Origin of the sequence: Catellatospora sp. TT07R-123 (assembly GCF_018327705.1) — a bacterium.
In the GTDB taxonomy this organism is placed as follows: Bacteria; Actinomycetota; Actinomycetes; order Mycobacteriales; family Micromonosporaceae; genus Catellatospora.
This window is the reverse complement of record NZ_BNEM01000002.1, coordinates 18,071-31,235: the sequence shown is the minus strand read 5'-3', so window position 1 is coordinate 31,235 and position 13,165 is coordinate 18,071. Positions and strand designations below refer to the sequence as shown.

Genomic DNA, 13,165 nt, shown 5'->3' with positions numbered 1-13,165 from the left:
CTACCCGAGCCCTTCCACGGTCATGTCCCCGTGCCGGTCCGGCCGGTGCCGGTGGTCGCGGGCGGCGCCGTCGGCTTCGGCTTCGGCAGCACCTGCTCCGGCGTGCCGACCTTGCCCACACACCACGACACCAGGTCACGGTCGTGCACGTACAGCTCGTACTTGCCGCTGCGGTACAGCACCGGGTAGTGCTCGCGGATCCACGTGACCGCCTTCGGGCGCTTCTTCAGCCGTCCGGTGGACAGGAACACCGCGTCGGCGCCGCGGGCCGCGGCGATCACCTCCGCATCGGACAGCCGGCCGGAGTCCAGCCGTACGTGTGACGTGTCGGCCAGCCATGGCGCGGTACGCAGCCCCGCCCGCGAGATCATGCCCTGGTCGTCGGTGACCACGGTCAGGTCCCGGGGCAGCCGCTGCACGCACGCCTCGACCGCGGTCGGCGCGGCGTACGGACCCACCTCCCAGTGCCTGGCCTGCCATACGCACGCCCACGCCCCGGCGAGCACCACCGCGGCCGTCAGCACCCCGAGGCGGCGCAGCCGCAGCCCCGACCACAGGCTGGCCACCGCCACCGCCAGCACCCCCGCCCACGCCGCCATGAACATCAGCAGGTGGTGCTTGAACGTGGGGTGGTGCAGCTGCTCGAACGGCACGACCGCGGCCGCCCACAGCACCAGCGCCAGCACCCCGGTCCGGCGTACCGCCCCGGCGGGCCAGCACACCGCGACCAGCGCGGCGATCCCGGTCGCGATCAGCAGCGGCATCGACCACGGGCCGCCGGAGGTGACGAACCGGTACACGTCGTGGGTCGCGGGCTGCTCGGCGGCGGTGATGTGGAACCCGAACACCTGATCCCAGGACTGCCTGGGCGGCCGGAGCCAGGCCAGCACCGCCGCGACGGCCGCGGCGAATCCCAGCGCCATCCAGGCGCCCGCCGCGGCGGTGCGCCGCGCCCATGCCGCGGCCTGGGCCCGCCACCGGGCCAGCGCGTCCTGCGCCAGGTCCGGGTCCGGGTCGGGCAGCGGCCGCGACACCAGCCACGCCACCAGCAGGGCCGGCACGAACACGATCGCGACCAGTTTCACCATGGTGGCCAGCGCCAGCATCATGCCCGCGCCCAGCCACCACCAGCGGGCCCGGCGCCGTCCGGCGATCCTGGCCCGCATGGCGCACAGCAGCGCCATCCCGCCCAGCGCCGCGGTCGGCAGGTCCGCCCCGAACTGGTAGCTGTACCGCTGGACCAGCGGGATCGCCGCGACGCCGAGCGCGGCCAGCATCCCGGCCCGCGGTCCGCGCACCGTGGCCGCGATCCCGGCGACGGCGGCCACCAGCAGCAGCGTGAACGCGACCATCAGCCAGCGGCCCGCGTGCGCGCCCGCGGCGACGTCGCCGGGGTGGTCGCGGAAAGGCACGGCCAGCAGCCAGGCGAACAGCGGCGGCTGCGCGTGGAACACCTCCGAGTACGGCCGGTGCCCGTCGGCCAGGGCCAGCGCGGTCTGCCAGTAGATGCCGTCGTCGTTGTCGACGGTCTGGCCGGGGGAGTGCTGCAGCCGGTACTGGAAGGTGAAGAACACGACCCCGGCCACCACCGCCCACAGGCCGAGGTCGACGAGCGTGCGCAGCCGCGGGGGCTGCATCGGGGGCAACCGGAGGCGGGACAGGCTCAGGCGGGGGCGGCCGGGCAGGGCCAATTTCATGCGGTCCGTCCAGTGCGTCGGAATGTCGGGCAACACCACCCCAGATAACGGACAACTCACCAGCAAGCGATGCAAACAGTGATATTTGTCCTACGAATCTCATCCCGGTCGGCGAGGGACGGGGATATGTCAACCTGAGTTGACAATGCCGCCCTGTCAACCTACATTGACAGCATGAGCGACGCCACCAAACTGGCAGCCGCCGCAGGCAGCCCGGACCCCGGAACCGGGCTGCGTGCGGTCCTCGCCCTACGCCGCCTGCTGGAGACCCTTGAGATCCTCCAGGTCGGCAACGCCCGCAAACACGGCTGGTCCTGGCAGGACATAGCCGACGCCCTCGAGGTCAGCCGCCAGGCCGTGCACAAGAAGCACGCCGGACGCTGGCCCGACACCGACCGACGGGACGCCTGATGCTCGAACGATTCACCACCGCCGCCCGCAGCACCGTGCTCGCCGCCCGTGCCGAGGCCCGCCAGCTCGGCCATCCCCAGATCGGCACCGAGCACCTGCTGCTGGCCATGCTGCACCCCGACGCGGGCACCGCCTACGACGTCCTCTCCGCCGCGGGCCTCGACCACGCCCGCGTCACCGCGGCCGTCACCCGCCTCGTCGGCACCGTTCAGCCCTTCGGCCCCGCCGACACCGCAGCCCTCGAAGCCATCGGCATCGACCTCGAAGCCGTACGCGCCAGACTCGAAGAGACCTTTGGACCCGGCGCCCTCGACCCCGCCCCGCCGCCACCGCGCCGCGGTCTGTTCGGCCGCCGCCGCGCCGAACCCCGCACCGGCCGCTTCGGCCCCCGCGCCAAGGTCGTGCTCGAACTCGCCCTGCGCGAAGCCCTCCGGCTCCGCCACAACCACATCGGCACCGAACACCTGCTCCTCGGCATCATCCGCGAAGAGAAGGGCCTCGCCGCCAAGGTCATCACCGACGCCGGGATCGACCTGCGCGACCTGCGCCGCGACACCGAAGCCGCCATCGGCGGCCACGACAACCCCGCCTGAACCACGTCGCGGCAGCCGGCGCCGCGGCACAGGGCACCTAACCGGCGTCCCCGACCGGCCACGCCACGATCATCGGGGCGATCGGGATCCCCGCCGACTGCGGCACCACCCCCGGCAGCGGCACCCAGTCCAGCCCCACCATCATCGGGCAGTCGCAGCCGTAGTCCTCGGCCCCCAGCACAGGCTCACCCGGCGCCACCTCGACCGCGAACACCGTGGTCGGCCCCGACGGAAACGGCATGTCCGCCAGATGCCGCACCGACACCGCGGTCAGCCCGACCTCCTCGGCCACCTCCCGCACCACCGCGTCCTGCGCCGACTCCCCGGCCGCGATACCGCCACCGGGCAGGGTCCAGTACTCCACTCCGTCATGGCGACCTTCCGGGCCCCGACCGCGCTCGCGCACCATCAGCACATGCCCGTCCCGGACGATCACCGCCGCTGCCCGACGCCGTGCCATACCCACCGCCTCCCACCACGTCCAGCCTGACCGACCCGGCAGGCACCGGGCAAGCCGATCACCCGGCGAAGAACAGGCGCAACCGCCGGGCGTACACCGAACGCTGCTCCGCGCTCGCATAGCCCGGCATCGGCGCCGACGCGTACAGCTCGTCCCCGGCGTAGCGGGGGAACACGTGCACGTGGTAGTGCCACACGTCCTGATTGCCCGCGGGCTCGTTGTGCTGGCGCACCGACGTCCCGTCGCAGCCGTACGTCGACCGGATCGCGATCGCCACCTCACGCACCAGGTCGTGCACCGCGTGCCCGTACTCCGGCGGCAGGTCGTACAGGTTCTCGACGTGCGCGTTCGGCACGACCAGCACGTTGCCGTGGTTGTTCGGCCACCACCGCGGCGAGATCAGCGCCGTGGCCAGTTCCGTACGCCGCACGATGTCGTCCTGCCCGTTCAGCGCGTCCTCACCACCGGCCAGCAGCCGACAGAACGGGCACCGGTAGCCCTGCGGCTCGTGCTCGTACACGTTCACTCCCCGCCGTTACTGGACATCGCCGCCGTACACGTCCTCATCAGGGACCTCGGCCACGCCCTCGTCGTAGATGGCGTCCATGAACTCGTCGTAGGCCGTCTCCGGCACCTCCGGCCCGGCGACCTCGTCCAGGTCCTGCGCGAACTCGTCCTCGCCCGCCGCGTGCCGCGGCGCGGGGACGACGACGGCGGCCGCCCCGCCACCCGCGCGTTCCCACTCGGCGGCCTCCCGGTCACCCCTGGGCGGAGTGAGCCAGCGCCGGTAGAAGCGGTCCTCCACACCTGCCAGGAACGCGGCGGCAGCGGCCTCGGTGTCGCCGGTCTGCACGAACACCTCGGCGACCCGCGCCATCGTGCCGGGGGAGAGCTTGAGCTGCTTGGCGTTGATGGTGCGCGGGGCCCGGCCGGGGTCGTTGCGGTCCTTCACGATGAGCACCACGGCCGCGTCATCGGGCGCGGTCGCGGCCCACGCCCGGCGTACGCCGAAGTCCACCTTGTCCAGCGTGTGCCGGCGCGGCTTCGGGTCCTTGCCGGCGTTCCACTTCTCGAACCAGCGCTGGAACGTGCGCCGGTCCACCCCGGCGATCTGCGCACCCTTGGTGACCCCGACGGTACGCCGCAGCTCCTCCGCCTTCTCGCGGAAGCTCATCGGCGCCTGCTCGACCTCCCGGCCGCGCATCACGCTGACCAGCCGGTTGCCCAGACCGCTCATCTGCCGACCTCGGTTCCCGCGACACGGCTCTTACGGGTCGCCTTGTGCTTGTACGCCCCGAGCTTCATCCCGGTCGGGTCGAGGCTCCACCCGGCCGGGATCGCGGCGATGCCGTCCTCGATGTCGGAGGCGTACCACACATTGTCCACGTCCACCCACAGCGGCCACCGATTCTCCTCCCGGCCGGTCCGCCACATCTTGCGCCAGCGGTTCGCGCGGTCCGTGGCGATGATGGAGAACCACCAGTCCGGCCGGTAGATCCAGTTCGTTTCGCTGGCGAGCATCCCGAGCGTCTTGCGCCCGGCCTCCTTGAGCGCCTTCAGGACCCGGTCGGCGTCGCGCGGGTCGTCGGTCGCCCCAGCCGCGGCCGCATAGGCGTCGCGCATCTTCCACGCCCACGGCCGGAGCAGCTCCGCGCCCTGCGAGACCCGGCTGTCCTTGATCGTCACTCCGCCGTACACGCCCTGCTCGGTCAGGTCCTGCAACAGGGCGACAGTGGCGGTCGAAATCCAGCGCGGGCCCTTCGCGGCGGAGTATCCGGCCGGGTCGGGTATGCGCTTGTCGTTCCACGGCGACAGCTCGCACAGCCACCAGCCGCCCAGCTTCGGGTCGAAGGCCGTGCCGCCCGGCTTCAGCTGCCACGGGGCGAGGATCGCGTTCGCGGCCGCCGCGATGTAGGCGCGGTTCGCGTCGTAGGCGTGGGCGAACCTCATACCGGACGCGGGAGCGCGGAAGTGATCGGCGTGGTAGTCGTCCTCGAACCCGGGGACCAGCTCGATCTTGGGCTTCCACGTCGGTTCCATCTTCTTGGTGCCGACCCTCGTCAGGCGGCTGAGGACCGCCGTGCCCGCGATCCCGGTGGTGCCGTGGTAGGCGCTGCCCGTGACCCGGTGCCAGAGCGCGAGGGACGTCAGCGTGCCCATGCCGTCCTTGGGGTCCGGGTCGAGCAGCGGGAACGTCGCCGGGTCGATCGCGGGCAGCAGGCCGACCCGCAGCACCAGCCCTTCCCGCCGCAGGGTCGTCCAGTCGGTGAGCTTCCTGACCTCCCAGCCGTCCGACCGGATCTCCCGCAGCAGGTCGTGGTCGCCCTCGACGGCGGCCAGCCCGTCACGGGTGGTCGGGAGCCGCATGGCCTTGGCCGCGTCCAGGTCCACCATGACGACACCCTCGTCATCGAACCGGTCGGCCAGCCGCGCCAGCACCGCCCCGAGGCCGGGCTCGTAGACGCCCGCCGGGACCGGGTGGATGACCTCACCATCCGTCATGAGCATGTCTGCCCCGAGTTGGATGGCTTTGTAAGTCGCGCCCATAGCTGGACACACTAACCCGGGCACTGCGTACTGCTGCCGTCAGTCGCAGTGGGTCGGCTTGCGGTCAGTCCTCATCCTCCGACGCCCGATGGATGCTCTCCGCGATGGCGTCGACGTCCCAGCCGTCGTCCGACCCGCTGTCCCGCCACGCGGCGACCGCCTCCTCGGCCTGCTCCCCGTCCCAGTCATAGTCCTCGACGAGAGCGGCGGCGATGAGCCGGTCCAGTGTCAGGTCGTCCATGTCGAGTCAGTCTACGGATGCATGGTCCGCCCGGGCGGACAGCCGCCGAAAGCGTCTGTGCTGATCTGGGGCGCGCGCCGGGCTGCCCGGCGCGCGCCCCGTCTCACCTGCGGATCGAGTACGTCACCACGAGACTCCGTGGGGATGCAGGTCGATGAACGGCACCAGGTTGTTGTTGCCGTCCCAGCCGTACAGTCCGCCGTTCAGGTCCCTGAACGCGGGGGTGACGCCGATCAGCACCTTCTGCTGCGAGGTGACTGCGTGACCGTTGAACTCGTAGCGGACCTGGCGTACGGCATAGGTGGGAACCACTACCACCTTGAGCTCCATGCCCTTGGGCGGGCTGACGGGAACGCCCTGCAGGCTGACGGTCATCACGCTTCCGACGCTGTGTTCCTGGTAGTGGCTTTCGCTGTAGGTTCCGTTGGCGCCGATACCTGCGACCTCGATCGTCTCGCCGTACTGTTTCACCTGCTCGGAGCCGATCGTGTCGATCGTCTCGTTCGCCGCCGCGAAGTCGTACTGCCCTGGGCCGTTCCAGTAGGTGCTGAGAATGGACTCGTCGTCGTAGTCCGTCATCGAGCGCCAGGGCCCTGCCGTCAGACACGGTCCGTCCCCGAGGAAGAAGCTACGCAGGGAATTCCTGCCGCAGGACGGCGCGGGGGCGACCTTGAACGGGGCCATGGCGTCGACCGGCCTCAGGTGCGACCGCCGGTACGGGTCGTGGTAGCCGTCCGCCACGGTGTCCGCGACCGCGTTGGCCGCCTTGAGCGCCTGGCACACCCAGTCGCACTGCGGCGGGGTCGTGTAGCTGGACTCCGGCGGCGGAACGTGCAGGCCGCTGGGGTCGCTGTAGGTGACGGGGTTGTCCGCGGCGTACGCGTACGCGTTGAGCTGTCCCGCACCCGCGGTGTTGACCGGGTCGGGGCTGATGAACACCCCGGCTGCCGGGTCGTAGAACCGGGCCCCGTTCTCCACCAGTCCCACGTCGTAGTCCTGCACGTGCCCGAGGAAGCCCCGGTCGGTGATGGGCCGCAGTGCCTGTCCGCCGCGCTGGTTGCCGAACGGCGTGTAGTACTGCCTGGTCACGGTGCCGGTGCTGGTCACCGCGAGGCTCGCGGTGCCCTGCGCGTCGCCGAGCAGGTAGGTGACGCCGGACGCGCTGCGCTGGGCGACCGTCGTTCCCGCCAGGGCGTAGTAGCGGTTGGCGCTGACGGTGCCCGCCGCTCTGGTGTAGACGAGTTCCTCGCCGCCGATGAACAGCACGGCGTCGCCGCTGGGGTCGTGGCGGATCAGCCGCGTCCCGTCGGCGCCGTAGATGTTGCCGGTGGTGCTGGTGCCGCTGGTGAGGCTCTCCAGCTGCTGCAACCGGTTCCAGGTGAGGGTGGTGGCCGTGCCGGCCGTGGTCCTGCCGGTCTGGTTGCCGTTGGCGTCGTAGGTGTAGGTGCCGGCGCCCACGATCGTCGGGGCGTGCTCGTGCGCCGCGTCGGTGTACCCGTACGCGGTGGTCGTGCCGGTGATGTTGTCGGTCACCGCGGCCAGGGCGTTCATGCCGTCGGTGACCGCGGGGACGGTCGTGCCCGACACCGTCCGGACCGGGGCCGAGTACGCGTACGTCGTGTCGTACGCGGTCTCGCCGGGGACCGGGGTGAACGTGTGGTCGGGTGTGGCGCAGCCGCTCGCCGTGGTGGTGGTGAACGCCTGCGTGAGCCGGGCCAGGCTGTCGTAGCGGTAGCACTGGGCCTGCCCGTTGACGGTGTCGGTCAGCGAGACGACCTGGCTGGCCGCGTTGCGGGCGTAGACGTCGTTCTGGATCGTCGTGCCGCCGGAGGCGGCCGCCAGGCCCTGCAGCGCACCGGTGTCGGCCTCGTAGCCGTAGGTGCGTACGACACCGGTGCCCAGCGTGCGTCCCTTGAGCCGGTTCAGCACGTCGAAGGAGCCGGTCGCGTACGTCTGGCTGCCGACCAGCGACACGGCGTCGCCGTACTGGTCGTAGGTGGTCGTCGCCGTCTCGGCGGGCAGGCCGTCGTTGCCCGGGTAGGTGAGCGACGTGGCGTTGCCCGCCGCGTCGTAGGCGACCGATGCGGTGTAGGTCCTGCCCCCGAACCCGGGTTCGGCCGACGGGATCGTCCAGGACGTGCCCAGCGACCGGCCGCGGCTGTCGTATCCGGTGACCGCGGTGGTGTACGCGTCGGCGCCGGAGTACGTGGTCTGGGTCGCGAGCCTGCCCTTGCCGTTGGTGATCGTCGTCGAGTCGTAGGTGGTGGCGTTGACGACTCCGGCGACGGTGGCCGTCTCCTGCGTGTTCAGCGCCCTGGGATACACCTGGACGTCGGACAGGGAGCCGTGGAGGAAGGACGTGGTGACGCCCTGCGACCGTACGGCGCCGAGGGTGAAGGTCCCGCTGTCGGCGGCCGCGGTGTTGTGCGTGCCGGTGCCGGACAGGGTGCCGTTGACGTAGAGCGCGAGCTTGTGGCTCGCCGCGTCGAAGGTGGCGGTCAGGTGGGTCCAGGCCCCGACGGTGGCCGGGATGCGGGAGACGGCGTAGTCGGCCAGCGGCGCGGGGCTGCTGTCACCGGCACCGACCCGGAAGTGCCACAGGTGGTCTGCGGCGTCCGCCCAGATGGTGAAGCCGGTGTTGGTGCCCGCCCGCTGCGCGGCGGCGACGCCGCCGAGGGCCTGCGGCTTGACCCAGAGGGAGACGCTGAACGACGCCGTGGTGTCCACGACCGCCGTGGTGGCGGTGGCGGCGCCGGAGGTGCCGTCGAAGACCGCCGCGCCGCCCCGGTCGGTCGACCAGGCGGCGCCGCCGGCCAGGGCCAGCGGATGGGTGCCCCCACTGTCCGCGGCGGTCGTGCCGGTGCCGTCCGCCAGCTTCCAGAAGCCGGTCTTGCCCGTGGTGTACGGGAAGCCGCCGGTGTTCACGACGGCGGTCTTGCGGCCCAGGGCGTCGTACCCGGTGAGGGTCGTCTGGCCCAGGGCGTCGGTCGCCGAGATCACCTGGCCGTTGCCGTCGTAGACGCTGCTCGTCTGCCCGGCGTCCGGGTCGCTGCCGGTCAGGCGGCGTCCCAGCAGGTCGAGCCCGTAGACGGTGTCGTGCCCGGCCGCGTCGGTGATCTGCCGCAGGTAGTCGTGGTCGTCGTACTGGTACCGCGTGGACAGCACGCCGGCGGGTCCGGGCTGGTCGACCTGGGTCTCGCGGCCGAACTCGTCGAGCCACGTCGTGGTGGCCGCGGTGCCCGATCCGGTCGGGCTGGGGCCGGTGACGACCTTGCGGTCGTCGAGGTAGGCCGTGCTCGTGGTCATGCTGACGCCGGACCGGGTCACCACGGCGCCCTGGTAGAGCCGCGACACCGACACCGGCCGCCCGGCGGCGTCGTAGACCGTGTCGGTCTCCCTGATGCCGGTCAGCCCGCTCAGCATGCGCGGGCCGCTGGACGGTGCGCTGTTGGCGACCTGGAAGGGCTCGATCTGGCGCATGACCCGGCCCTGCGGGTCGAACATCGTCGCCGTGTAGATCGAGGACGTCCCGTCCGGGGCGGCGGTCGCGGTCTGGAACGTGCGGCCCAGGCCGTCGACGTAGGCGTACCGGGAGGTGTAGCCGCTGCCGGAGGGCTTCCGGTGACTGGTCGTCACCATGTTGGTGCCGCCGGTCGTCCGGGTGATCGGCGACCAGGTGACCGACTGGTACGCGAACGTGTCGGTCGGGGTGCCGCCGCTGGGGTTCCACAGGCCCCCGGCCGGTGCGTCGCCCGGCTGCCACACGCCGGTGAGCCGGCCCAGGCTGTCGTATCCGAGCGCGGTCGCGTTGCCGTTGACGTCGGTGCTGCGTTCGGTCAAACCCCGGCCGGGGTCGAGGTCGACCGAGCTGACCTGCCCCAGGGCGTTGGTCGTGGTCACCGTCAACGGGTTGTGGTAGAGCCTGCCGTACGAGGTCGACGTGGTGCTGCCGGTCGGGTCGGTCATCGAGGTGACCCGGCCGTATCCGTCGTAGACCCGGCTCGTGGTCAGCGCGTGGCCGGCGTCGGTGAACTGCGCCGTGGCCGTCAGATCGCCCTTGGTGAGCGGCTCGGTCAGGCCGTCACCGCTGTAGCCGTCGTAGGAGTCGACCGTCCAGCCGTCCTGGGTGCCGCTGGCGCAGTCGCCGCTCCAGTGCTCGGCGCGTGACGGCAGCTCCCAGGTCGGGTCGCCGGGACCGGCCGAGCCGGACCGCGCGTAGTACTGCGTCTGGCAGCGGTAGGCCGTGTTGTCGCTGCGCCGCTCAGAGGTGGTGCGCACCTTCCCGAGGTTGTCGTGGGTGTACGAGGTGTAGCCGTACCTGCCGTTGGCGTGCCAGACCACGTCGTACACGGGCACGACCAGCGCCGACTGCGAGCTGTAGCCGTTGGTCAGCTGCGTGCGCCCGGGGTCGACGGCGAAGGAGTGCCAGTCCACCTGGCCCGACATCTGGTTGCCGGACGGGTCGAAGTGCTGGTGGGCGCGCAGGCGCCCGTTGAACTCCCACCGGTCGGCGATGACGTCGTTGCTGCCCAGCGTGCTGGAGGCGGGATCGCCGGTGGGCAGTCTCGTGTCGTTGGCGAACGACGAGCGCACCGAGACGCTCCTGGTGGCGGTGCACTGCTTGTCGGTGCAGTCGGCGTCCATGCCGCGCATGAACACGTACGCGTCCCGGCTGTCGACCGTACCGGCCGAGCAGGTCAGCTCGTCGCAGACGGCGGCGGCGTGGGTGACGGTCACGTTGCGGTAGCCCCGGTAGTCGGTCCAGGACCGCTGCGCCACCGCCGGGCCGGTCGGCGCGATGGCGTTGCTGGTGAACCGCCACGCCGCCCCGGTGTTCGGGTCGCCTTCGGAGGCCGCGGCCTGGTAGGCGTATCCGGTGTAGCCGTTGTACAGGACCGTGCCGCCGACCGTGGCCGTGTCGAGGTAACCGGCGGTGTTGTCCTGGACCACCGTGTACTTGACCAGGTACTTGTTGAACCAGCCCCACGGGGTCCCGCTGGTGCCGTAGCCGGCGCCGCCGGTCGTGGTGCCCTGGCCGTCGCCGGCGCCGAGGTACTGCGGGAAGCAGTCGTAGTTGTTGAGGTTGGAGTTGGCCGACATGACGTCGGCGGGCCCGGGCCCGGTGCACGGGTCGGGCTGGTAGTAGCCGATGCGGACCAGGCCGCCAAGCGGGGTCACGATCTCGCCGAGCCGGTACATGTTCACCGGCGGCCGGGTGCCGTGGTTGCCGTTGTTGTCGATCCGGTTCGGCAGCGGCGTCGCGACGTAGTTGGCGCCGGCGTCCTGCGTCCAGGTCGAGTACAGCCAGGTCGTCTGGGGCGGCGCGGAGCCGGTCGTGCCGTCGTTGCCGTAACCGGTGCGGGTGATGTTGCGCAGCCACAGCGACGCCGCGGTGGCGGTGTCGTCGGTGGCCAGGTACGAGTAGGACAGGTCGTAGCGGTCGACGTCGCGCCAGCCCGCCACCGCCTGGGTGACGCCGGCGGTGCTGTCCGCCGCCCGTGTGGTGATCGCCGTGAGCAGCTTGGTGTGGTAGAAGACCGGCGCGTTGGTCGGGCACACCGTCTGCGTCGAGCAGATCAGGTCGCTGGGCACGTCCGGGAACGACGACCCCGAGTTGGGCGCCGTGCAGGTGCCGGGCACGGTCGGGGTGCCGTTGTTGCAGCGGTACGCGTAGTCGAAGTGCATCCAGCCCGACTGGTTCCAGGTGCCGTCACCGTTGGGGTTGGCGCCGTAGTAGATGTCGGCGACGTACGCGTCCCGGGTGAACCCGACCTTGGTGTTGGCCGCGACCGACTGGTAGGAGGTGTTGCCGTCGCGGTTGTAGTACCAGGACTGGGAGTTGCCGTGCGGGTCGACGACGTAGTCGAGGTTCCACCGGTAGGCCTTGTAGCAGTAGTGGTGGCCACCGGTGCCGACCGGGCCGCCGGTGCAGCTGTCCTTGCCGAACACCGGCCGGGTCTGCACCGACGACGTCGGGTTGGCCGAGGCCGGGGTGCGGCCGGAACCGAAGAAGTACTTGACGCCCTCGGTCGTGGTGATGACCCAGTACTCGCCGCCGTCCTTGTCGTCGTTGACGGCCCCGGACAGCTGCTGCACCGTCCAGCCGTTGTCGTTCTTGAGCGTCCACTGACCGGTGTTCTGCGCGTTCTGCACCAGCGGCGACGCGACGCCGTCCAGCGACAGGGTCGCGTTGTCGGCGATCTTGTTGGAGTCCCAGCAGGCGTCACCGGAGTCGGCTATCCCCGAGGCCCCGCCCGAGAACGTCCACTGGTCGCCGCAGGAGCGGTACTGCCGCTCGATGAACGGCTGGCTGCGCTCCCAGCCCATGCCGACGTCGGATGCCTGCCCGTTGACCGCCGAGGTGCGCCCGTCGACCGACTGCGAGCTGTACGCCAGGTCGATCTTGGGTAGCAGTCCGCCCGGTGCCGGTGGCGCCGCGATCGGATAGCTGTAGCTGAACCCTCCCGACTGCGTGCCGGTGTTCCACGTGTCCGACGGCTTCAGCGAGTCCGCGGTGTAGTCGCCCACCGCGCCCGCCGACGGCGCCGAGGTCAGCGCGTACACCGTGGCGGCCGGCCGGGCGGCCGGTTCGGCGACCAGGTCGGCCGAGATCTTCTGGTGCGCGACGTCGTTGTCGGCCCGCACCGGTGTGCCGCTGCGGCAGGCGGCCACCTGCGGCGTCGTGGCGAGACAGGCCGGATAGGCGACGACCGCCAGCCGGTACGCGAAATCGCCGCTGTAGGCCCCGGCGAAGGCGGAGTAGTCCAGCGTCGCGCGGACCTCCCCGCTCGACGGCGCCGCATCCCGCCGGGACAGGGAGAACAGGAAACCGGAGACACCGGCGCGAACCGCCGCATCGTGGCCGAGCAGGTCGACCCGCACCAGGTCCGGGCCCGCCGAAGCGGACTGCCGGGCCGGCCCGGTGGCGGCGCCGACCGACACCGGCGAGGAGACGGCCCGGGTGGCGCCGGCGAGGGCGAGATCCGTGGACGACGCCGACGGCCAGCGCGGCGGCGCGGCCTGCTGCGGTCGGCGCTCGCGGGGAACGACGGCCTTGGCGGGTGTGACGTTGCGGGTCCTGGCGGGGCTCACCGGCGAGCCCGCCGGGCGTACCGGTGCGGCGCCGGCGGGCGACGGCAGGACGGCGGCGGCCGCCGACATGGCGAGGACCGCCGCCGTCATCACCCCCAGCGCGCGCAGACGTGATCCGATGTGT

Annotated in this window: 9 protein-coding genes; 2 read left to right on the top strand and 7 right to left on the bottom strand. The window is 71.5% G+C overall.

Annotated elements, in window-relative coordinates:
* Positions 1-20: 20 nt before the first annotated feature.
* Positions 21-1,697, bottom strand: a complete 1,677-nt coding sequence (locus Cs7R123_RS20470; RefSeq protein WP_212829328.1) for a glycosyltransferase family 39 protein — start codon at positions 1,695-1,697, stop codon at positions 21-23.
* 174 nt (positions 1,698-1,871) lie between these two features.
* Here Cs7R123_RS20470 and Cs7R123_RS20465 point away from each other — a divergent pair, with 174 nt between their 5' ends.
* Together Cs7R123_RS20465 and Cs7R123_RS20460 are read left to right on the top strand one after the other, a co-directional pair.
* A complete protein-coding gene (locus Cs7R123_RS20465) occupies positions 1,872-2,108 on the top strand; it encodes an HTH domain-containing protein (protein WP_212829327.1) in 237 nt (78 codons plus the stop codon).
* Complete coding sequence (locus Cs7R123_RS20460; protein WP_212829326.1) at positions 2,108-2,701, top strand: Clp protease N-terminal domain-containing protein; 594 nt, start codon at positions 2,108-2,110, stop codon at positions 2,699-2,701. The genes Cs7R123_RS20465 and Cs7R123_RS20460 overlap by 1 nt, the downstream gene beginning before the upstream one ends.
* Positions 2,702-2,738: 37 nt before the next feature.
* Here the strand turns inward: Cs7R123_RS20460 and Cs7R123_RS20455 are convergent, their stop codons facing one another.
* From Cs7R123_RS20455 to Cs7R123_RS20430, 6 genes are all read right to left on the bottom strand, one after another.
* On the bottom strand, positions 2,739-3,161 hold the full coding sequence (locus Cs7R123_RS20455) for an NUDIX domain-containing protein (RefSeq protein WP_212829325.1): 423 nt from the start codon (positions 3,159-3,161) through the stop codon (positions 2,739-2,741).
* A 58-nt stretch (positions 3,162-3,219) separates the two neighbouring features.
* Positions 3,220-3,681, bottom strand: a complete 462-nt coding sequence (locus Cs7R123_RS20450; RefSeq protein WP_244872039.1) for an HIT family protein — start codon at positions 3,679-3,681, stop codon at positions 3,220-3,222.
* Between the two features lie 15 nt (positions 3,682-3,696).
* The gene (locus Cs7R123_RS20445) at positions 3,697-4,398 is read right to left on the bottom strand and encodes a hypothetical protein (RefSeq protein WP_212829323.1); all 702 of its coding nucleotides are present in this window, start codon (positions 4,396-4,398) and stop codon (positions 3,697-3,699) included.
* Positions 4,395-5,663, bottom strand: a complete 1,269-nt coding sequence (locus tag Cs7R123_RS20440; RefSeq protein WP_212829322.1) for a hypothetical protein — start codon at positions 5,661-5,663, stop codon at positions 4,395-4,397. Before Cs7R123_RS20440 ends, Cs7R123_RS20445 begins: the two co-directional genes overlap by 4 nt.
* Positions 5,664-5,772: 109 nt before the next feature.
* Positions 5,773-5,949: a hypothetical protein gene (locus Cs7R123_RS20435; protein ID WP_212829321.1), complete on the bottom strand. Its 177-nt coding sequence runs from the start codon at positions 5,947-5,949 to the stop codon at positions 5,773-5,775.
* Between the two features lie 123 nt (positions 5,950-6,072).
* Entirely contained in the window at positions 6,073-13,131 is a 7,059-nt protein-coding gene (locus tag Cs7R123_RS20430; RefSeq protein ID WP_212829320.1) for a LamG-like jellyroll fold domain-containing protein, read from the bottom strand.
* Positions 13,132-13,165: the final 34 nt, after the last annotated feature.